This window comes from Paenibacillus sp. R14(2021) (assembly GCF_019431355.1).
Classification (GTDB): Bacteria; Bacillota; Bacilli; order Paenibacillales; family Paenibacillaceae; genus Paenibacillus_Z.
In genome coordinates, this window is sequence record NZ_CP080269.1 from 2,638,281 (window position 1) to 2,659,488 (window position 21,208).

Annotated in this window: 17 protein-coding genes; 3 read left to right on the top strand and 14 right to left on the bottom strand. The window is 47.5% G+C overall.

Going from position 1 to position 21,208, the window contains the following annotated elements; all coding sequences use genetic code 11:
* Positions 1–558: 558 nt before the first annotated feature.
* The 3 genes from KXU80_RS12310 to KXU80_RS12320 form a co-directional block, all read right to left on the bottom strand.
* Entirely contained in the window at positions 559–1,497 is a 939-nt protein-coding gene (locus tag KXU80_RS12310) for a copper amine oxidase N-terminal domain-containing protein (RefSeq protein ID WP_219838461.1), read from the bottom strand.
* Positions 1,498–1,784: 287 nt separating this feature from the next.
* Positions 1,785–2,942: a glycosyltransferase family 4 protein gene (locus tag KXU80_RS12315; RefSeq protein ID WP_219838463.1), complete on the bottom strand. Its 1,158-nt coding sequence runs from the start codon at positions 2,940–2,942 to the stop codon at positions 1,785–1,787.
* A gap of 108 nt (positions 2,943–3,050) precedes the next feature.
* Positions 3,051–3,341, bottom strand: coding sequence for a hypothetical protein (locus KXU80_RS12320; RefSeq protein WP_219838465.1), 291 nt, complete (start codon positions 3,339–3,341; stop codon positions 3,051–3,053).
* A 151-nt stretch (positions 3,342–3,492) separates the two neighbouring features.
* Between KXU80_RS12320 and asd the strand changes: the two genes are divergently transcribed.
* The gene (gene asd, locus KXU80_RS12325; protein WP_219838467.1) at positions 3,493–4,281 is read left to right on the top strand and encodes an archaetidylserine decarboxylase; all 789 of its coding nucleotides are present in this window, start codon (positions 3,493–3,495) and stop codon (positions 4,279–4,281) included.
* 45 nt (positions 4,282–4,326) lie between these two features.
* Here the strand turns inward: asd and KXU80_RS12330 are convergent, their stop codons facing one another.
* Positions 4,327–5,817 (bottom strand): MocR-like pyridoxine biosynthesis transcription factor PdxR, encoded by a 1,491-nt coding sequence (locus tag KXU80_RS12330; protein ID WP_258171369.1) that lies wholly within the window; start codon positions 5,815–5,817, stop codon positions 4,327–4,329.
* A gap of 134 nt (positions 5,818–5,951) precedes the next feature.
* Between KXU80_RS12330 and KXU80_RS12335 the strand changes: the two genes are divergently transcribed.
* Entirely contained in the window at positions 5,952–6,584 is a 633-nt protein-coding gene (locus tag KXU80_RS12335; protein WP_219838469.1) for a pyridoxamine 5'-phosphate oxidase family protein, read from the top strand.
* 25 nt (positions 6,585–6,609) lie between these two features.
* Here the strand turns inward: KXU80_RS12335 and KXU80_RS12340 are convergent, their stop codons facing one another.
* Complete coding sequence (locus KXU80_RS12340; protein WP_219838471.1) at positions 6,610–7,395, bottom strand: helix-turn-helix domain-containing protein; 786 nt, start codon at positions 7,393–7,395, stop codon at positions 6,610–6,612.
* Positions 7,396–7,619: 224 nt separating this feature from the next.
* Here KXU80_RS12340 and KXU80_RS12345 point away from each other — a divergent pair, with 224 nt between their 5' ends.
* A complete protein-coding gene (locus tag KXU80_RS12345) occupies positions 7,620–8,921 on the top strand; it encodes an aminotransferase class I/II-fold pyridoxal phosphate-dependent enzyme (protein ID WP_219838473.1) in 1,302 nt (433 codons plus the stop codon).
* A 344-nt stretch (positions 8,922–9,265) separates the two neighbouring features.
* Here the strand turns inward: KXU80_RS12345 and KXU80_RS12350 are convergent, their stop codons facing one another.
* The 9 genes from KXU80_RS12350 to KXU80_RS12390 all read right to left on the bottom strand — a co-directional run bounded on the left by KXU80_RS12350 (position 9,266) and on the right by KXU80_RS12390 (position 21,206).
* Complete coding sequence (locus KXU80_RS12350) at positions 9,266–10,336, bottom strand: M24 family metallopeptidase (protein ID WP_219838475.1); 1,071 nt, start codon at positions 10,334–10,336, stop codon at positions 9,266–9,268.
* A 29-nt stretch (positions 10,337–10,365) separates the two neighbouring features.
* On the bottom strand, positions 10,366–12,672 hold the full coding sequence (locus KXU80_RS12355; RefSeq protein ID WP_219838477.1) for a glycoside hydrolase family 127 protein: 2,307 nt from the start codon (positions 12,670–12,672) through the stop codon (positions 10,366–10,368).
* Between the two features lie 6 nt (positions 12,673–12,678).
* A complete protein-coding gene (locus tag KXU80_RS12360) occupies positions 12,679–13,509 on the bottom strand; it encodes a carbohydrate ABC transporter permease (RefSeq protein ID WP_219838479.1) in 831 nt (276 codons plus the stop codon).
* Positions 13,510–13,513: 4 nt separating this feature from the next.
* The gene (locus tag KXU80_RS12365; protein ID WP_374987786.1) at positions 13,514–14,317 is read right to left on the bottom strand and encodes a carbohydrate ABC transporter permease; all 804 of its coding nucleotides are present in this window, start codon (positions 14,315–14,317) and stop codon (positions 13,514–13,516) included.
* A 163-nt stretch (positions 14,318–14,480) separates the two neighbouring features.
* A complete protein-coding gene (locus KXU80_RS12370) occupies positions 14,481–15,887 on the bottom strand; it encodes an ABC transporter substrate-binding protein (RefSeq protein ID WP_219838483.1) in 1,407 nt (468 codons plus the stop codon).
* A 109-nt stretch (positions 15,888–15,996) separates the two neighbouring features.
* A complete protein-coding gene (locus KXU80_RS12375) occupies positions 15,997–17,856 on the bottom strand; it encodes a cache domain-containing sensor histidine kinase (RefSeq protein ID WP_219838485.1) in 1,860 nt (619 codons plus the stop codon).
* Complete coding sequence (locus KXU80_RS12380; protein WP_219838487.1) at positions 17,825–19,360, bottom strand: response regulator transcription factor; 1,536 nt, start codon at positions 19,358–19,360, stop codon at positions 17,825–17,827. Before KXU80_RS12380 ends, KXU80_RS12375 begins: the two co-directional genes overlap by 32 nt.
* 44 nt (positions 19,361–19,404) lie before the next feature.
* Positions 19,405–19,950, bottom strand: a complete 546-nt coding sequence (locus KXU80_RS12385) for a helix-turn-helix domain-containing protein (RefSeq protein WP_219838489.1) — start codon at positions 19,948–19,950, stop codon at positions 19,405–19,407.
* A gap of 176 nt (positions 19,951–20,126) precedes the next feature.
* A complete protein-coding gene (locus KXU80_RS12390; RefSeq protein ID WP_219838491.1) occupies positions 20,127–21,206 on the bottom strand; it encodes a M24 family metallopeptidase in 1,080 nt (359 codons plus the stop codon).
* Between the last annotated feature and the right edge of the window lie 2 nt (positions 21,207–21,208).

The window sequence follows — 21,208 nt, forward strand, 5'->3', positions numbered from 1 at the left end:
TCAACTAATGAGCTGTAGGTTTCATTTGGGTGATCATTCACCAGAACATCCCACCATGTACCGGAGTTTGTTTCCAGTTTCCCTGGCAAACTCACCTTGAAACTGACATGACCTGTCCCTTTACCTGTAAGATCGGTTGTAATTGGTGAGCCAGCGGTATTTGCGAAGTAATCGGTATAGTTGAAATAATCATCCGTAGACCGGGACTCCTTAAAATATGTTTGATGGGTACTGCTACCATCAAAGTTATACACTTTGACACTTTTAACCGACCTACCAGGGAAGCTAAAGGAGTATGACCATGATAAATTGCTTGCCGGAACCGTTTGACCGGGTGAATAGGTTGTCCATTCGCCCGCTGAGTTTGTCCATATTTCGTAACTCATGAAACCGACGGCATATCGCTTTGTTCCTACTGGATAAGGTTTAATAGGCATTTCCAAAATCAAGTCCTGCCGCATCCGATATTCTAGTTAGTATTAGAGGAGACAGAAATTGAAACAAAAAGATAATCAGAAGTAAAAGAGATAATCTTCGTTTGCTTGATCGCCCCATATTTTACCTCCATAGATTCTCAAATAGAATCTTGGAGTCGGAATCGGCTCGAATATCGATATATTCAATGCTTTTAATGGATAGACTTTCATAAGTCTTAATTTTCAGTCTCGAGAAGTCATCTTTGGATACTACAGGGTTGTAATGTATGCGTATATCCGTACCGATACTCTCGCGATAATATGGAGTTTCGCTTCGAAACTTTACTCGTTCGCCAGTTTGAAGGAACAGAAATGTACGGCCCATAACGCCTTTATCTGTCGTACTTGCCCTCGTGTAAGTTTTCCCTTTCGGATCCCTAGCTAGATCCATTCGATAGTAAATATCACCGGAGATGATTAATGGAAAGTCCTGCTGTGTAATAATTCGGGCCTTGGTGAATGGCTTTCCTTCATTCAGCAAATCTTTGAGGAAGTACGGATCTTTCGCGTAGAAGTGTGCATATGGCTTAATATCTACGGGCTTAATCGCATCCTCTAGCTTCGGTACATCCTTATTGCCGATCCAGACGAACTGATTTACCGCATCCCACTCAACCGACACGCCAAGCCCCTCACTCACGACACGCAGTGGAACGAGCGTCCGCCCATTTACTACCTTAACTGAAACAGGCAGCTTAGTCGTTTTTCCATTTATCGAGGCCGTCGACACACCGATTGTAAGGGCGAGGGTACTCTTCCCTTTTACAATGCGAATGTCTTTGCCCGTCAACATCAGCGTGCCGCCAAGCTTGTCCGATACCACACGTAATGGAACAAGCGTCGTTCCATTTACTTTCTCAGGCTGTACTTCACTTAGCAATTGGCGTGCATTGTAGAGCAGCTTAATCGGCAAGCTGGTCGTCAATTTAGGCGTTTCCGCCAAAGCCGCCCCTCCACCCATCAAGCTGCCTGCCAGCATCGTTACGGCCACAACAGCCGCAATCCTATTGTTCTTCTTCATATTGTTGTCTCCCATTAATAGATTTTGTTGGTCTATCTAACACGCTCACTTTATTTACACATTCTACCACCTTTCACTAGATTTCGACGATACCTGCCTGCAAAATCCTCTGTCTCCCGCGGCTCCCCAACCGCCAGAAGACACAAAAAAGCACCAGCCTGCAGACTGAATAATCAGTCTGCAAGCAGGTGCTTCCTGCTCCAACGTCCAAAAGCGTTCATCGTCTTTCAATACTTCCTATCATACTGAGGAGTCCGACAAATTTCAACCTAATTTTTACAATCACTCTACGTTAAGGGCTCCTGCAATAATTCCAGCCACCGATCCGCGGAATGCTGCCATGTAAAATGCTGCTCCACCCGCTCACGGCTTCGCAATCCCATCTCCATGCGCAGCTGATCATCGTTTAGCAGCTCCAGCAGGCGCGCCCGCATTTCAGTCTCGACCTGCTCGGGATTCACCAAGTACCCCGTTACGCCGTCTCTAATAATTTCCTTCATGCCGCCCGCCCGTGTAGCAACGACCGGCAGACCGCAGGACATCGCCTCCACATTGACCAGACCGAATGCCTCCCGGCTGCCGGAGGGAACCACAGCTACGTCGGCGCCCAGAAACCAGTCCGGCACCTCGGAATAGGGGACATACGGGACAAATTTTACATGTCCCTTCATAGCTCGCCCCATCCGAAAAAGCTTTCTCGCATAGGGAGTCGTGCGTTTCGAGCCGTAGAACGCACCTCCGACGATGACAAGCAGCACGCTCGGATGCTCTTTGATCAGCTGGGGCATCAGCTTCAGCAGATGGTGCACGCCTTTGATCGCCTGCAGCCTGCCGATGAACAGCACGACGCTCCGCCCTGTCCATCCGCGCTTCGTTCGAAGCTCCGCTCTTCTACGGGCACCCGCAGCCGAATATTGCGAAGGGAATCGCTCCGTATCCACGCCGGGGTAGACGACCCGGAGCTTATCCGCGCAATTCGGCACGCGCGCCGCGGCATCCTCTCGCAGATACTCGCTGTTCACGATGATCCGCTCCGCATTAAGAAAGCTGGCCGCGAGCAGCTTTTTCGGAATTGCCCGCTCCCGGATGAATGTCGAGGAATGCAAATTAAGCCAAATGCGGCGATTCGGCAGCGCCCGCTTCAGCCTAAGCACGTATCGGGGCCGGTTTTCCACCTGCAGCAGGTCTGGCCGATATGCGGCAAGCGCCTGCTTGACGCGCTTCAAATACAATCGTTTATTACGGGCCGGGAAGCGCTCTACGACCGCGCCGCCGAGCATCCCTCGTCTGCCGAGCATATGCCCGGTTCTCCCGTAGATATGGGCTTCGATCCGCGGCACGAGAAGCGGTACTGTTTTCTCCACAACGCGTTCGACAGAGCTGCTATTCAAGGAAGGAAGGGGAAACGTCCCCGGCGTTATGAATGCGATTCTTGGTCTGACCATGGTGCGAATTCAGCCTCGCTTTCAGGAAGACTTGCTGTTATAGCATACGCCGCTTGAGCATACATGCTACCCGCCATGCGCCCCAATCTCTGTCAGCGCTCGGCCCAACTATGAGCTCCGTCCCCAAGTGAGCGTCATTAATAGACAGAGCCCGTATACGCCCAAATAAGCACCGCTGACGAGAAAAATCGTGCTGAGCAGCACCTCGTGCACCTGCGTCATGAACACCGTATTGTCGATCAGTGTCTTCACAACGGCATGAGCTGCTTCACCGAAGAATCCGAGATAAGCCGCGACAGCAAGCAGGTCCGCCGCTCTACGAACGCCGCCGAATGCCAATCTTACCCATGCCAGCAGTATGCCGCCAATCAATACGCTAATCAAAATCCAAACCATCACTAGCCATCACCTCACCCCCAGCATTCGCAACAACGCCGCACCCTAAACAGGCGGCCCGGTACTCTATTGATAATTAAGTCGCGATATGTCAAACTAGTCGAAGACCATCATGATGCTGCCCTTATATCAAGAGAGGACGTGAACTACCGGCATGACCAAATGGCTGCTCCGCTCAATGACCGAGCTTAGCTCGCGCAAATGGATTTCGCGCATAACCGGTCGATTTGCCCAGTCGCCCGCTAGCCGGCGCTTTATTCCGAGATTTGCCCGCATGTACGGCATCTCCGTCCACGAAGCGGAGAAACAGCTGCATGAATACGGCACGCTGAATGAATTTTTCACCAGGCGTCTTAAGCCAGGCGTACGTGTCATTGATTCTGATCCTAACGCGCTCGTAAGTCCGGTCGACGCACTCATTACCGGCTGCGGTCCGATCGAATCCGGTACGATTCTGAACGTGAAAGGCCAGGATTATACCATAGAAGAGCTGCTGAACCGTTCGCCGCGATTGGAAAATTACAAGAACGGCTACTATATGGTGCTTTACTTAAGTCCAACCGATTACCACCGCATACATACGCCTGTTTCAGGCACGATTGTAGAACGCGAGCACGTGCTGGGGAAAGTATACCCCGTTAACGACTTCGGCCTGCGCTACATGCGCCGGGTACTTAGCCGCAACGAACGTCTCATCACCTATATGCGCCATGCCGGCGCCGAGACCGCCATCGTCAAGGTCGGCGCCATGAACGTAAGCAGCATTAAATACGTGCAGCCCCTCCGCGACAAAATGAATAAGGGCGACGATCTCGCCTACTTCGAGTTCGGTTCAACCGTCGTGCTGCTGACCGAAGACGACAGCTTCTTCCCGCGTCCGGATCTGAAGACCGGGTTAAAGGTCCGCATGGGCGAGAAGCTGGGAACGCTGGACGCGCAATAAACAGCTATACCAATAAGCGACAGGCCCGCAGCCTGCCGCTTATTTTTAGTAGGTTTGGAGCGCCTCGCAGACCGATTCGATCCGAAGCGCGCCTTCCTTGATCTGTGCTTCCTGGAGCTGCGCGAAGCCGAACAATGCCGTGCTGTGCGGAATATCGCCTTCCCAGTACGCATCGCCCACGGTCCAAGTAACGCCCAGCGCCGCGCAGCGTTCCCGAAGCTTCGCATAGCTCACGGCATCTCCCCGCCACACCGCATACATATGCAGCCCTGCATCCGCCGGCACGAACCGGAACCAACGGCTGAGCCGCCGCTCGACTTCGTCGCGGAACACAAGCAGCCTTCGGCCGATCACCCGCTTCATTCGCCTGAGATGCCTCGCATAATCCCCGCTCCCGATAAAATGCGCCATCGCCCGCTGCTCCACGAGCGCGGACGGATGCGGCTCCTGCAGTGCTTTCGCCAGTCGAAACGGTTCTAGGAGCGCTTCCGGCAGCACGACATAGCCAAGCCGCAAATCCATGAACATCGTCTTCGAGAACGTGCCGATATAGACGACCCGCTCTTCGCTGTCCAATGCCTTCAGCGGCTCCACCAGCCTGCCGCCCCATTGCAATTCACTGTCGTAATCGTCCTCGATGATGACTGCCCCTTGCCTCGACGCCCACGCCAGCAGTTCCGTTCTTCGGCTTGCGGACAGTACGGCTCCGGTCGGAAATTGCCTCGTCGGGGTCACGAATAGCAGCTCCGACCGCCACTCCTCCGGAACGATTCCCTGATGATCGAGCGCAGCGGCTAAGATCGAGCCGCCTTCGGCGTAAATCGCCCGCCGGATGCCGGCGTAGCTTGGATTTTCGACCACCACCGGCCTGCCGGGATTCACCAGTAGCTTCATCAAGAGCGCAATGGCGTGCATCGAACCGTTCGTGATGCAAATATTCGCGGCATTCGCGCGCATGCCGCGTTCACGGCGCAAATCCTGCGCAATCGCTTCGCGCAGCGGCAGGTAGCCTTCGACGGGAGCGGTAATGGCCGGAAATACCGCCATCATGTCCCGAACCTCAGCGAACAGCGTACGCCTCCATGCTTCTACCGGGAACAAGGAAACGTCCGGTTCCCGAAGACGGAAGCACATCTCCTCCGAAACACCGGGTACTTGTAGGAGAGGATGAGCTTCCCCCACACGGAATAACGCCTTCGCGGACACCAAGCGCTCCCCCCATTCGGACAGCGCAAGCGGCGCCCGTACGGCAGCTCCGTGCACCATTCCCGACAACGGATCCGAGTACGCGACGAATGTGCCGCTTCCTCCAGCTGCCCGCGCGAATCCTTCAGCGATCAGCATGTCATAAGCCGCATTTACGGAGCCGCGCGATACGCCGTAAAGCTCGGCCAGTCTCCGGCTCGAAGGCAGCCGCGTCCCCTGCGCCAGCGTGCCATTCACGATGCTTTCGCGCATCGCATGAAACAATGCATCCGTTTTGCGCCCCAATTCCTCATAATACCACTCATAAGGAATCCGGAATTTCATATCCATCCCTGCTTCACCGCCTTTATGCACATCCCCCGCTGATAAAGCGGTCCAATAGAATCAATCATAATTGGATCTTTTTAATTGTCAATGCAAACGGTATGCTGGGATCTATTCATTTCATATTGGAGGGATTGCCCATGCGCAGAAGAGAATTCGAGATCGATGGCGAGCAAGCGGAAATCGAGGCCTTTTTACAAGAGATGAGCTTTGGTTTTCTCGGTACGGTTACCTCAGACGGGGAACCGAGCATGACGCCGCTCAATTTCGTTTATGTGAACGGAAGCATTTATTTTCACGGGAGCCGCATCGGGGAGAAAATGACGCAGTTAAAGCAGAACCAGCGCGTAACCTTCATGGCGGCGAAGGAGTATGCGATCATTCCCTCGTTTTTCAGCGATCCGCTGATGGCTTGCCCAGCGACGGCATATTTCAAATCAGTGCGAATGGACGGACAGGCTGTAGTCGTGGATGATCCGGCAGAGAAGGCAGCCGCGCTGGAAGCGCTAATGCGCAAGCTGCAGCCAGAAGGAGGGTATAAGACGATCGATGCCGAAGACCCTGACTATGTGCCGCGCTTGAAGGGCGTTGCGGTCGTTCGGATCGATGCCGAGCGGATTGTCGGGAAATTCAAATTCGGCCAGAACCTGAAGGCTGCGGAGCGGCAGTCCATTACGGCCCAGCTCGCCGAACGCAATTTGCCGACGGATGCAGAGACGATTGCGCTTATGAATCAGTACTGCCCGCATGCAAGGAACGCAGCCAGCGACTAGCTGGATACGACGAACAAACAGCCCATTATCGAATCTCGGATGGGCTTTTTCCCGTGTACTGCTTGAACTGCCGGCTGAAGAAGAAAATATCCCGGTAGCCCAGCGCGTCCGCAACTTCCGTCACGTTCATGCCGGCATGCTTCAGCAGATGCTGCGCGCGCTCTATTCGCGTTCCGATCATATAAGACTGCACCGACGTACCGACGATTTCCTTGAATTTAATGGAGAAATACCTCGGCGACAGCTGCGCGCGCTGCGCCAAATCCTCGACACGGTGGGCAATGCCGGGATTTTGCCGAATAAAGTTAGCAACCTCGTGAATGGCCTCCGTCAGCTGGTTGCTTGCCTTGCGCTCCACCGGACCTTCCATATCCTCGCGCAGCAGATAGATGATGAGCTGCTTCAATATGAGCTGCGCTTCCTCTTCACCCGCATACGTCTTCACAAGAAACAGGCGGACATAACGAGAGAGCAGGTATTCGAAATCGACCGTTTCATGCAGCATCCGGTACGAACGCGGCACGATGTCGACAGGTTCCTTCACGTCAAAATGAATATAGGTCAGCACGAGCGGCCGCTGCGGATTATGAGTCGCGCTCGTGAAGTCGCCCGGCTTGAACAGAAAACAGCTTCCTTTGCTGACGGGGATTGGCACGCCGTTCAGCATAATTTCTCCGTTCCCGCTCCACACATAGAACAAATCATAGTTGGCCAGCGGATTCTCACGCTTCTGCCATTTCCAGCCCGGCTCACAGACGATCTTCGCAAATGCGGGCTTCAATAGAAAAGATGTCGGCGAACAGTGCAGCATCTCGGCTTCCTCCTTAGCGCGTAAACAATGTCGTTGTCATCATACAATACTGCGTAACCTTTGCCAACTTTGCTCGGCAGCCGAAACAACCATTTTAAATTATTGTCGCAAAGTGAGTCTCAATCATGGCCTTCCAATCCCCAAAAGTGATATAATATCACCTAAACGGTTTACGCAGGGAAATCCATTACGAGAATGAATCACTGGAAGGATGAATGAAGTCCATGAACCCACTTGCCCAGCAATTGAACACGGCGATTGAGCAAGAAAATGGCCACGTTTTCGCCATGTTGTCCACACTCGGTAAAGCCATCTATTTTCCGAAAGAAGGCATTTTGAGCCAATCTGCCGAAGCAAAAGCGAAGGCGAAGAAATACAACGCAACAATCGGCATCGCGATCGAAAACGGTCAGCCCATGCACTTGAAAGTCATCCAAGATACACTCTCTGCCTACAACCCGAAAGATCTGTACGAATACGCGCCTCCCGCAGGCAAGCCGGAGCTTCGTACCGCTTGGCGCGCCAAAATGCTGAAGGAAAACCCTTCGCTGGCCGATAAAACGTACGGAAATCCCATTGTAACCAACGCCCTGACGCACGGCCTCAGCATCGTCGCGGATCTATTCGCGGATGCGGGAGATGCCGTCATCATTCCAAATAAAAACTGGGAAAATTACGAGCTGACCTTCGGCGTTCGCCGCGGGGCAGCCATCGTTGAATATCCGCTGTATAACAGCGACAACCGTTTCAACAGCCAAGGACTGCGCGAAGCGCTGCTGGCGCAGAAAGACAAGGGCAAAGCCATTGTTGTCCTGAACTTCCCAAACAACCCGACCGGCTACACGCCTGGCGCGCAAGAAGGCGCCGAAATCGTAGCCGCGATCCGCGACGCGGCGGAAGCCGGCATTAACGTCGTTGCCGTAACAGACGATGCCTACTTCGGACTCTTCTTCGAAGGCTCCATGCACGAGTCGCTGTTCGGCCAGCTGGCCGGCCTGCATCCGCGCGTCCTGCCGATCAAAGTCGACGGCGCGACAAAAGAAGAATACGTCTGGGGCTTCCGTGTCGGCTTCATCACCTACGCGACGGGCTCGGACAGCATTCTGAACGCACTGGAGCAGAAGACGCTCGGCATCATCCGCGCGACGATCTCCAGCGGACCACATCCGTCCCAAACCTTCGTGCTGAAGGCGCTGCAGTCGCCTGAATTCGAATCGCAGAAGGAAGAGAAATACGCGATCATGAAGGGCCGCGCCAACACGGTCAAGCGTCTGCTCGATAGCGGCCGTTTCGGCAATGTATGGTCGTACTATCCGTTCAATTCCGGCTATTTCATGTGCTTGAAGCTAAACGTGGATGCGGAGAAAGTCCGTACGCGGCTTCTAGACGAGTACGCAATCGGCACGATCGCCCTAGGTGAGACCGACCTGCGCGTCGCTTTCTCCTGCATCGAGGAAGCGAACCTCGAGGAATTGTTTGATTCGATCTACAAAGCGGTGCAGGACGTGGCTGTAGCTTCCAAATAGGGGCTACGGTAGTGCGATGGAGGCTCCCGTGGTACTCCGTACCAAAGTCGCCTCCATTCGCTCTACCTTCGCGGCAGGGGAAACCTTGCGGGCTACGGTTTTGCGATTTGCACTCCCGTGGTGCTTTGCACCAAAGTCGCTCAAATTTACAAAACCTCCGCTGCAATCGCAAATCACAAAAAGGCAGTTCCCTCAGGTCGATGACCTGGTGGAACTGCCTTTTTGCGCGGCTGCGCCGCTGAGGTGCTGCTTATTCGATCGCGGCTTTCTCCTTCGCGTAACGGTTCGCCGGGATCGTGAGGCCGAGGTTGCCGCGCAGCGCCCGTGTTTTAGAGATTACAGTATTACAACGCAATAAGCTCTTTGCTCGATTGGGTCAGTACCTCAATCCCCGTGTTTGTAAAGCGTATATTGTCCTCGATACGCACTCCGCCAAAGCCTGGCAGATAGATCCCCGGCTCTACCGTCATAACCATCCCTGGTTCAAGCAGATCTTCTGTTTGTGAGGAGAAGCGCATTAATTCATGTATTTCCAAACCGAAAGCATGACCTAAACCATGTCCAAAATATGGGCTGTATCCATAGCTCGCAATGATAGCTCGACCAAGTTCATCGCCTTCTTTACCTGTCATACCTGGTTTGAGACTGGCTAAGGTGGCAAGATTAGCTTCAAGTACGATACGGTAGATCTCTTTGTGTTTTTGGGTAGGGCTGCCGATAAACACGGTTCTAGTTAAGTCGGCACAGTAGCCTTCGAAATTAGCTCCGAAATCAAGTGTAACGAATTCATGATTGCCAATTCGCTTGCTGCTCGCGAGTCCATGCGGCAATGCAGATCTTTCTCCCGAAGCGACAATGGTAGGATAAGCAGAAGAAGCCGCTCCATTCATGCGCATGAAATACTCCAGTTCTGCCGAAATATCACGTTCTGAAATCCCTGGCTTTAAGACCCCCAGAATATGATTGAATGCCCTCTCTGTAATATCGATCGCTCTTTTTATTAAGCTTATCTCTACTTCATCCTTAATACCCCGCAACCGCTCTACGATATTCTCAGTTGGAACAAGAGTAACACCCTCAAACTGCTCCAAATACGCCTGATAGACAGCAAAGCTGACCTGATTCTTCTCAAACCCTAGTCGCTTCACCTGAAACATCTGCAATTTTTCTGAAACTGTAGATAGAGGCTTAGTCGCATGCTGAATAACCTCATAGATTGGAGCTTGCTCAGTTGCTTGACTCATATAGCGGAAGTCAGTCAAAAGCAGTGCATGCTCCTTTGTAATCAGGACATAACCTGAAGATCCCGTAAAGCCTGTTAAGTACCTACGGTTATAAGGACTTGCAATCAATAAGGCATCTAACTCTTCTTGTTCAAGCCATTTTCTGACACGCATAAGACGCATGGCTTCCATTTCCCGATCCCACCTCTCCCCATTATCCCTTACGCGTCCTCTCCAAGCCTTTTATATTGCTCCTGATTTACCATTCTCAATCCAAAGAGTCTGCGAATACGACGCCCTTTCTTCCCCTGAAACTTGATTGTCACTTTTTCTTTCCCGGCCAAGAGGTCAGCAGAAAGAGGATAATGAACGTTATAGAACTTATCGTTTTCTTCAAACCCTTGCTGCTCTAGTGTTAAGCGTTCACCGTCAATGAGAATATCAAAATCACTATTAGGCAGTTCTTGTGCGGATGTAAAAGTCGCAACCAGCATCATCGGTTGTGTCGAATTGATGCTCAAATCAAACGAGAACCATCCTTCTTGTCCAGCCGTCCTGTATGTTCTTCGGTTCAATAAACCGACTCGATTGCTAGAATCTCCTTGGAAGTTATGGTCACGCTCTGGCTGCATCTCACCGGGCTGCACGTAATCAACTGTACATTGCTCCAGCAGCTTTATTTTTCGCATGACTTCCGTATATTCGCTCTCCGCCTTTTTCCAACCCTCAGTTGTAAAGAAGTCCCAATATACGGAGTATGACTTGTCATAGATTTGATAGAAAGGAATGAGTTCGACATCTCTAGGAGCGCCTATTCCTTTTGTACGGAAGGTAAGCGGATTATCAGTCACAGGAACAATCCATTCTGTCATTGGCTTATCTTTGGCAATCATGACCGGAGTATAAAGGTAATCTGTTACTGCTGGGTCGTCCACTGGACCCAGAACACCTGCGAGTACAAGGGGACCATAAAGAATTGCAGCTCGATCCGGATTATCAGGCATCGATTCCATCCAAAGAGACATCGGAATTGTAATATCGACTTGATCCTCATCCACCCATGTCCGATTCAAACAAATAAATGAACCTGGCTGTTGATTGACTTCGATTTTCTCACCATTAATTCGAATTTCAATGCCTTGTTTCGCCCAGTATGGATAACGAATGAAGAGACTAAACGATACCGGTTCTTCTGTACATATTTTCAGATTCGACTGATCAGTTGTAGGATAATTCGTTGTTTGAACGAGAGTCATGCCTTTGTGCTTCCAATCCAGTTTGGATGGAATGAATTGATTCACATATAGCGACTCTTCGCCTTCGAAGTATATCGCGCTGCCATAGCTTGCATGGTTCTCCATTCCTGTTCCAACACAACAAGTAAAATCCTCAAACTTATCATCAAAGGACTTATGTCCTCCCATGGCGAGCGAAAGGCAATAAGTCACAGCTCCAGTTGTTGGGTTCTGAGAGGCCAGAATATGGTTAAACAGGGCTCTTTCATAATAATCTGCCTCCTGTGCATTCCCGCTCCACTCGAATAAATGCTTCGTCAACTTGAGCATATTGTAGGTGTTGCACGTTTCAGTTGTATGGGGACCAAGTCTATCATTCAAGCTATTCGGGTCCCCGAAATATTCACCAAAACTATTTCCGCCTATGACGTAAGAATGATGATTTACCACCCTATCCCAGAAGAATTCAGTCGTCTCTCTCTTCAGCAGATCATTGGTCAACTCATATTCCTTGGCAAGCCCAATCAACTTCGGAATTTGAGTATTTGCATGTTTCCCAGAAAGACTGTCAACGTGTTTGGATAGTGGATCCAGCACTTGTTTATGCCAAAATTTCTGTGCTAACTTTAAATAGCTGACTTCACCGGTATCAGCATATAGATCCACCAACACTTCATTCATACCGCCGTATTCGCATATCATCATTTCTTCCATCTGATCCTCACTTAGTGGCATGAGGATACCAGCAAGCCAATCTGCCAGTTTTCGTTCAACATCCAATGCCTTCCTGTTACCAGTTAGTCGATACGCATCCCGTAGACCGGCAAATAATTTATGTAAGGTATAAAGTGGCGCCCATGCCCCATTTAAATCAAACCCTTTGGAACGAATATCACCGCCTGCAACTTCCTCGAATACTTCTCTTCCTCTTGGAATACCTGATACATACCCATCTCCATGAGCATTTTGGCAAGTTTCCAATTCATCCGTAACATAATCCACTCTTTGTTTAAAATCCTCTTCTCCTAGTGAAGCATACATCATCGATATAGCAGATAAATAATGTCCAAGTGTATGGCCCGAAAGACTTTCAGCCTCCCACCCCCCATATTGAACTGCTTTAGGTGACAGAGCCGCATATTCTCTAAATCTAGCCAACAAACGATCTGGTTCAAGCGCTAAGAGATAGCTGCGGTTCAGATCCATGGCGTGCTTAAATGGTCCATCCAACAAGGTAACTTCACCTAGAGAAAAAGGCCTTACTTTTCGTTTCACGACCACATCTGCTTTCATCCACGCTCATCCTTTCAATCCAGTTAGTGTAATCCCCTCGATAAAGTATCGCTGACCAATGAAGAAAACGATAATGACCGGTAGAATAACGACGGTAGAAGCAGCCATCAAGAGATGCCATTGGGCACTGTGCATCGATTGAAACATTTGAAGTCCGAGAGCCATAGTAAACTTTTTCTCTTCGTTAACGTACACCAGGGGCCCCATAAAATCGTTCCAAGAGTTCATGAATGAGAATAATCCAATAACGATGAGCGCCGGCTTAGATAATGGAATCATAATTCGCCAATAAATGGTCCAAAGTCCCGCTCCATCGACATAAGCCGCTTCATCCAGATCCTTAGGTATGGTGGAGTAAAATTGACGCAGCAGAAAAATATCAAAGGCAGCCCCGAACCATACCGGAAGGATGAGCGGATAATAGGTGTTAATCAGCCCAGCCATCTTCCATCCGATGAATGTAGGAATTAAAGTAACTGCTCCTGGAAGCATCATGCTCGAGAGCAGCAGCGCGAAAAAGAAGTTACGCCCCGGCCACCTTAGCCTCGCATAGCTATAGGCACCAAGTGAACTACTGATCAGTGCACCGAATAAACAACAAATGGTTATTATTAGTGTGTTTGAGAAAAAACGTCCGAAATTGATCGTCGTCAAAGCTTCCACATAATTATGGAACCTAAAAGGCGATGGAATCAAAACTGGCGGCATCTCAAAAATTTGTAATGACGTCATGAATGAGCTGCGGATGAGCCAGAACAAAGGCAGTAGACAAAACAGTGAGCCTATTATCAGGAAGGAATATACAACAATCTGAGAAATGCTCTTGCTGCTTTGCATGTTCTTACACCTCGCTCTCATAAAACACCCATGCTTTGGATGTACGGAAAAACAAACCGGTTACGGCAAGTATGATAATAAACAGGATCCAGGCGATTGCTGAAGCATGGCCCATCTCTCCGAATTGGAATGCTTCACGATAAATGTAGTAATTATAGAACAAGCTGGCATTATTGGGGCCGCCTTGAGTCATGATTAATGCCTCAGTAAACACTTGAAATGCACCGATAGAGCCCATAATGAGATTAAAGAAAATAATAGGTGTCATCATAGGGATGGTAATATTTAAAAATTTTCGCATAAAGCCAGCTCCATCGACCGTAGCAGCTTCATACAAAGATCTTGGCACTCCTTGAAGACCAGCCAAAAAAATGATAACCGTACTTCCTACCCCCCATAAGCTCATCATTACGATTGATGGCACGACCATGGCTTCTGAGTCAAGCCAGTTAAATGTCGGCAAATGAATGGCAGTAAGCACATTATTAATTAGCCCGAGGTCTGGGCTGAACAACCAGATCCAGATCATTGAAGAAGCGACAGCAGGGACGATGACCGGTAAATAATAAATGGTACGGAATATGGATTTGCCTCGAATGAAATCTTGGTTTAATAGCAACGCGACAATGAAAGAAACGATCAGTCCAAGTGGGACACGGAGGGCTACATACTTAAAGGTTACCCAAAGAGATTTATAGAAGTAAGGGTCCGTTCCATCAAATAATCGCGTGTAATTACCAAGTCCTATAAACTTTGGACTGTTAACAATTCGGTAATCAGTAAAGCTCAGCAGCAGACTCGATACCATCGGAATTACTACAAATAGTATTAAACCAATAATGCTTGGAAGGGCAAATAATATTCCTGAGAGTGCTAACCGACGTTTGCCAATAATAAAAATACCTCCTCTCGATGTGTTAGATGGATTGTAAACATGCGAGCCGAGGATTTTTTCGGCTCGCATATTTAGATTACTTGCCGTAGTAGCCTTTTATTAGTGGTTGCACCTTCGATTCGACAGCTTTAAGCGCCTCCTCGGCAGTTTCCTTACCGGTCCATACCTTATCAAGCGCTGGGGTTACGAGTGCGCTGATCTTCGAAAAATTTTTCACCTCAAAGCCCGGCGTTCTGATACCATTCTCAAGTGTTTGTTTCATGAAAGCCTTGGTATAGTCGTCAGGATGTGCTTTATTTCCTGAAGCCCATTTATTAATTAACTCCGGATTTGTATACCAGTCTTTCTTCAGCGGCATCCACAGACCACTCTCAATAAGCGGCAGTACACTCTTTGGGTCTGCCATCCATTTATACAACATCCATGCTTCTTTCGGATGCTTCGTCGAACTAAAGATGACTGTCGGTGCACCATCAAGCAGCGTATTGCTCTTCTTAAGTTTCGGAAGTACACCTACACCGAGATTAAAATCTTGTTCTGCAAATGCTTGAAGTGCCCAGTTTCCGGATACCGTCATTGCAACCTTCTTCGTCTGAAGCGCCATATCTGGAAGGCTTTTCGTCTGGAGCGGCGTCGGCGATACATGATGCAGGTACATCAGATCGGCAAGCTTCTGAATAGCTTCTACAGCCTCAGGTTGAGCTAGCCCAAAGCCCTTCCCGTCTTCGGTCAAATAGTTACCTCCATTTGATACGACAGCAGCCATCATATTATAAGGATCATACTGGAATCCAAACTGCTTGATTTTGTTAGGATTAAAGTTGGGGTCAAGTGCATTATGACCTTCGTTGTCCAGGGTTAATTTCTTGGCATATGTCACGAAGGTATCCCAATCCCAGGCTTTATCTGCCTCTGTTGGCGGCAATTCAAGACCTGCCTCTTCGATCATATTTTTGTTATACATAAGACCATAACCTTCAACAGCAGTACTCATGCCAAGAGTCTTGTTTGGCTCCCAGTTGTACCAAATCTGATCCAGATAGTCTTCTTTTTTAAAGTCAGGATCACTATCGATAAGCGGTGTCAAATCAAGAATCTTTCCTTCCTCAGCCCAAGTCATCGCAGCACCAGAATTTAGGTATCCTACATCTGGTGCTACGTTACCTGCCACCATGGTCGTAATTTTAGTCAAATAATCAGACGGAATATGCATGGCTTCGACCTTAATTCCCGTTTTGTCCTCAAAGGCTTTCAGCGCTTCAGTCACCGTTTTTTTCTCAATGGTGTCTCCCCAGAAAGCAAACTTCAGCTCAATCTTTTCCTTTGGCGTGTTTGCATTACTCTCGACAGCCGTGTTTTTAGGCTCGTTATTTCCGGTATTTCCTGTGTTTCCTGTGTTTCCGTTGGAACAAGCGGACAATAGCAATGCTGTGAACGTGAGTGAGTAGAAAAGCTTGCGTTTTACACGTTTAGGTTTTCTCATGTAATCATCACCCTCCATCAAACAAATTGTTTATATATTCAGTTTATTAGAATCCGAATATAGATGAAATTGGATCATTTTTGTATTAGTGGAGGATATTCACTTGTTTTTACAAAGGCAAAACAATGTTCACCGTCGTTCCCTTATTTACTTCCGAGTGCAGCGTAACCCCAAAACTTTCGCCGTAAATAAGCTTGATTCTCTTATCTACATTTTGGATGCCAATGGAGTTGTTATCTCTCTTTAAAATGAGTTTCATTTGTTTAGACGAGATTCCCTTCCCGTTATCTTGCACGGTAAAGCAGCGCTTCCCATCGATCATATAACCGCTAATCTGAATGATGCCACCTCTATGAATGTGAGCAAATCCATGTATAATTGCATTTTCCACAAACGGCTGTAGAAATAACTTCGGGACCGTATATGGGTACAATTCTGGATTAATGTCATATTGAACAATAAACTTTCCTTCGAATCTTTGATCAATAATATAGAAATAGTTGTGAAGCCATTTTAGATCCTCATGGAATTCTCCGATGTCCTGATGATTCTCGGACGTATATTGGAGCATGGAAGACAGACTGACAATCATGCGGCTTAACTCTTTTTGATTGTTTTCAAGTGCTGTCCAGTTCATCATATTAAGTGTGTTATACAAAAAGTGGGGATTAAGCTGAATATTGAGTGACATAATCTGTGTCTCTTTTTCTCTTAGCTTGACGATGTAGTTCTCCTCAATCAGGGAATTAATCTTCTCATTCATCTGATTATACTTACGGATCAAGTGACCCATCTCATCATAAGCCCTTATTGGGACACGTGTACCGAAATCACCATCACCCGTTTTCTTAATTGCCTTGATGAGTTGGTTAATCGGACGTGTGATCGACTCCGCAAAAAAGAAAGCAAGAATTAAAGATACAAGAAGCAAAGCGAGTCCAAGATAAATGGTGTAGGACGTGATTTGAGGCATAAAAGTATCTATTAACATATTCGGAGATACAATTATTCCCGATATCCAGCCCGTGACCTCAGATGTATCAAAGCAGATGATCAAGGCTTTTCCATCTTGCTCTACCTTAATTGCGCCCGTTTTTAATCGCTTCATTTGCTCTAGCCATGGGGGCTTGAAATCTTTTCCTTCTTGTTCACTGTCACTGCCCGAGATAAAAGTTCCTTGTGGACTTACGATAAAGAAGGAGGCGCCGTCGGAAGGCATCGTACTTTCGAACCGAGCAGTATACATTTCTGGCTTAAAAGTGATCACCAACACAGGGGGCTCAGCTATGCCGCTTAATTCCGAAATAGCATTGTTGTTAATTTGAAATAATTTCAGCATCCTAACTCCAGCCATGAGATTAGGGTAGCTGGATGATGTTGATGACTCTTGCCCAAATGCTCCAAACATATCCTGAAATGAAAATGTAGGGACCCATCTCATTGCACCATTTCCAGCCAGCGCAGCTTGATACAGCTTTGTATGAGAGAAGGTCTGATACGTAATGAACGCTGAATTACCAATGTTAGAGTAGCTCGTAAGTAAATGATAAGAGTATAGTTGAGAGGACTCGGGCAAATATTTCTCCAAGGCTTTTCGAACGTTCTTTTCCATCGTCACCATGCCGTACTCATCTCTCGGATTGGCGTTCAAATATTGCTCGTATAGAACAGGGTCCCCGATCATTGCCAAACTATTGTCCTCAATTTTAGAGAGTTCCGCATCAATGATCTCATTATTTTGTTTTACAATGGAATATAAGTTTTCACGGGTAAATTTCTCTATAAAACCTTTACTGGCATAATAGTATTTAGTACCCATGATTGAAATCGGAATCAGTACAAGCAAGGCATAGGAGATCAGAAGCTTCGACCTGAAGCTTCGACGTTTCACAAAAAACCACGATCGCTTCATTTTTGCATGCAAATTGACCTCATCCTTATCGGGTAGCGGTAATATGACGGAATTCATCTGGACTTGCACCATACTCTTTTCGAAAGAGCCTAATGAAATATTTTACATCCTTATAGCCGACCATAGCTGCAATTTCATAAACCTTTAGTGAGGTTTGCTTCAACATACTGGCGGCACGGTTCATCCTTGTCTGTATAATAAATTGACTTACAGTTGTGTTGGTATTGTTCTTAAAAAGCATGCAGAAATACGATGCATTAAAGTGGAACTTTTCAGCCAATGTGCTTAGTGATAATTCTTCAGCATAATGACCTTCAATATAAGACTTACAAGTATCAATAATAGATTCATTTCTTTTTTGCTTCTTATTATCTAGTTGGTTAGCAAGAGATAATACCCATGATTGTGCAGCATGCCATAATTCAGCCCAACTTTTGCTTTTCAGAATCGCTTCTTCATGAGTTACGATATCACTAACCACATGCCCCTTCTCTGATAAGCACACATGAAGATGATGGATTGAGGCCGCGACGGATAGGACTAATTTGTCTGGCGACGGCAGACTCTTCTCAAGCACTCGATCTATAGCGACTCGTAAACTATTAAGCGCAGTCTCCTTATCGCCCGCTTGAATGGCCCTCATCATCACCCCTGTATCAAGCTTAACCATAGAAAAAGGGGTTCGTCCCGATATAAAGTTCGCTGGAATGAAGACATTACACCCGTAATAAAACTTCGACTTGATTGCTAAAAGTACTAGTTCATATGATCTTTTTACCTGAAGCGGATCCCAAGATCGGAATGGCTCCCCCGCTCCTATCGTCAATTCGATATTAAAGTCTTCAGCAATCTTATTCATTACCCGTTGAAACCACTCGTCGAATTTTGTATGTAGAAAAATAGAGGAATCGTCCTCACATGTGGTAAGTATCCAGATCAAAAGCTCTTTCCGATCAGACTCATAGAAGTTATACATAAAGCCCATTTCCTTAAATACATGTCCAAGTCGCTCTTTTATTTCTCTTCGGATTGAGGCAAGATGGCTAGGACCTTGGCTGGAAGAGAACTCAGCTCCCTGCACGATACCTGCACTAGCAGGGCAGCATTTAGCCAAGAATGTGATATCCTCTCGAGAAGACGTACCCTCAAACACTCTGGATAGAAGGGTATCCATTGAGGCTGATCGTTCTATTTTCACTCTCTGCTCGGCTTTTAATAGCGTCTGGTTAACCCTCTCCTCTTCGATCGGTTTGAGCAAATAATCCATCGCTCCCAATTGAATGGCCCTTTGCGCATATTCAAAATGAGAGTAAGCACTCATAATAATAATGCTTTCATTCCCGCCTCGACGGTTCATACACTCAATAAATTGAAGTCCATCCATTACTGGCATTTCAATATCCGTAAACACAATATCAACAGGTTGGGCAGCTATTGTTTCAAGCGCTTCCTTCCCATCCATTGCACTATGTATTTCGTAATCAGGTCGCAGTTCCTTTATCATTCTGGAAAGTCCTCTACGATGTTTAGGTTCATCATCTACAACCAAAACATTCAGCATATGATTTCCCCTCCACAATTAATGAACAGCATGCGAGAAAGCTCTTACGCCTTTGAATCCGAGCAGAATACGGAAATGTATTTCACTTCATCGGTAATGAGGGTATAGGTATGATTTTCGATGGAGTCAAAGTAAAGACTATCCCCTGGCGCGAGCATATGCGAATCATTGCCCACCGTATAAATCATCGTCCCTTCGATGACATAAATAAATTCTTGCCCTACATGAGAATGCATATTAGAGTATGTCTTCCCCTTCTGGGCGATAAAGTAAAATGGCTGCATCAACTTCTCCGGTCTCTCTGCTGCAATTGCTGCGAAAGAATAGCCCTTGTCGGTTCTTACCATCTTCTTAAGCGTTGTATCCATTGTTGTGCGAACTGTACCATTTTGATCTTCATCGTCTAACAGTATCGATATTTTCGTTCCCAGCGCTTCTGCAATTTTTATCAAAGTACCAATTGGCGGGACTGTTTTCCCGTTTTCAATTTTTGATAATAAACTCCTTGTAAATCCGCATACCGTCGCTATGTCTTCCAGGCTGCGGTTCTGCTCCTTGCGTATTTTCCTAATTTTGCTGCCAAGTTCCACAGATATCGATCCCCTAAAGTGTGAAATGTATTCAAGGTAGTTTACTTAAAATAACTATAGATAGCGATCATTGTCAAATGATATAAGTCGAGTGACTCGAAATGAAAATAATAGAAAAAGAGGTACAATACCTATGTACCTCAAAGCTCTAGTAAACATGACCTTCCATTTCGTACTCAGAGAACCATTAACGTTTTAGTGAATGATGACAAAACTTCCGCTCCTTTAGAAGTAACAAGTACATCATCTTCAATTCGAACACCACCAAAACCCGGCAAATAGATGCCTGGTTCAACTGTAATGACCATCCCGGCCTTCAGTAGATCTTGATTCTCCCCATGCACCGAAGGATATTCGTGAATCTCAATTCCGAGCCCATGTCCGACCCTGTGTGTAAAATATTGGCCATGCCCTTTGCTTGAGATACATTGTCTTGCAGCACGGTCGATCTCTGCCATAGGAACGTTGGGCTTAATTGCTGCAATAGCTTCTAAATTGGCTTGAAGTACGGCTTCATAAATATGCTCCTGCATCTCATTGGCGTCCCCAATAACAAAGGTTCGTGTAAGATCAGAGAGATATCCATCAGCGGCAACACCCATATCAAATAGAAGCAGGTCCCCCTGCTGAACAATTCGGTTTCCTGTTGCACCATGGGGAAGTGCCGATCTCTCCCCAGATAGCACGGTTGTTTGGAATGCTGGGGTGACGCCTGCTTTCATCATCAAATAGTCAATTTCGGCAGCGATCTCCGACTCTTTCATTCCTGCCTGTATACGCATTATCCCCTGTTGAAGCACCTGCTCTGCAAGACGGACTGCATGACGTATTCTGATCAATTCATCGTCCGTTTTGAGAGCTCGCATGGCGATTAATCGAGGTTCAATATCAATAACCGTTTGAATTTCTGTAATACTTGATAAGAGCTCGTATTGCTTTAACGTAAGATGATTTTTCTCCACACCCATACGTCTGACTGGAGGCAGATATTGCTTCAACACGCTATAAGCATTTTCGGTATCGGCATAAGAATAGATCCGACTTACTAAAGACTCCGCCTCCGCTGATTCATGATCTAAAGCCGGCACTAACAAGAATGGTTCTTCCCCTCTAGGAATGATCAAACCTAAGAAGCGCTCGTGAGGTTCTGAGTAATAACCTGTCAAATAGTAAATATGCTTTGGAAACGTAATAAAAACGACATCTAGATTATCCCGCTCCATGAATCGTTCTATTTGCTTGATACGAACATTCATTA

What these genes read in the sequence shown, in the direction of transcription:
- KXU80_RS12360 (WP_219838479.1), bottom strand. Translation starts at nt 13,509, where the DNA reads ATGCAAAGCAGCAAGAGCATTTCTCAGATTGTTGTATATTCCTTCCTG.
- KXU80_RS12355 (WP_219838477.1), bottom strand. Translation starts at nt 12,672, where the DNA reads ATGAAAGCAGATGTGGTCGTGAAACGAAAAGTAAGGCCTTTTTCTCTA.
- KXU80_RS12330 (WP_258171369.1), bottom strand. Translation starts at nt 5,817, where the DNA reads ATGGATATGAAATTCCGGATTCCTTATGAGTGGTATTATGAGGAATTG.
- KXU80_RS12390 (WP_219838491.1), bottom strand. Translation starts at nt 21,206, where the DNA reads ATGAATGTTCGTATCAAGCAAATAGAACGATTCATGGAGCGGGATAAT.
- asd (WP_219838467.1), top strand. Translation starts at nt 3,493, where the DNA reads ATGACCAAATGGCTGCTCCGCTCAATGACCGAGCTTAGCTCGCGCAAA.
- KXU80_RS12335 (WP_219838469.1), top strand. Translation starts at nt 5,952, where the DNA reads ATGCGCAGAAGAGAATTCGAGATCGATGGCGAGCAAGCGGAAATCGAG.
- KXU80_RS12340 (WP_219838471.1), bottom strand. Translation starts at nt 7,395, where the DNA reads ATGCTGCACTGTTCGCCGACATCTTTTCTATTGAAGCCCGCATTTGCG.
- KXU80_RS12350 (WP_219838475.1), bottom strand. Translation starts at nt 10,336, where the DNA reads ATGGAAGCCATGCGTCTTATGCGTGTCAGAAAATGGCTTGAACAAGAA.
- KXU80_RS12345 (WP_219838473.1), top strand. Translation starts at nt 7,620, where the DNA reads ATGAACCCACTTGCCCAGCAATTGAACACGGCGATTGAGCAAGAAAAT.
- KXU80_RS12380 (WP_219838487.1), bottom strand. Translation starts at nt 19,360, where the DNA reads ATGCTGAATGTTTTGGTTGTAGATGATGAACCTAAACATCGTAGAGGA.
- KXU80_RS12370 (WP_219838483.1), bottom strand. Translation starts at nt 15,887, where the DNA reads ATGAGAAAACCTAAACGTGTAAAACGCAAGCTTTTCTACTCACTCACG.
- KXU80_RS12365 (WP_374987786.1), bottom strand. Translation starts at nt 14,317, where the DNA reads ATGGTATCGAGTCTGCTGCTGAGCTTTACTGATTACCGAATTGTTAAC.
- KXU80_RS12310 (WP_219838461.1), bottom strand. Translation starts at nt 1,497, where the DNA reads ATGAAGAAGAACAATAGGATTGCGGCTGTTGTGGCCGTAACGATGCTG.
- KXU80_RS12375 (WP_219838485.1), bottom strand. Translation starts at nt 17,856, where the DNA reads ATGAATTCCGTCATATTACCGCTACCCGATAAGGATGAGGTCAATTTG.
- KXU80_RS12315 (WP_219838463.1), bottom strand. Translation starts at nt 2,942, where the DNA reads ATGGTCAGACCAAGAATCGCATTCATAACGCCGGGGACGTTTCCCCTT.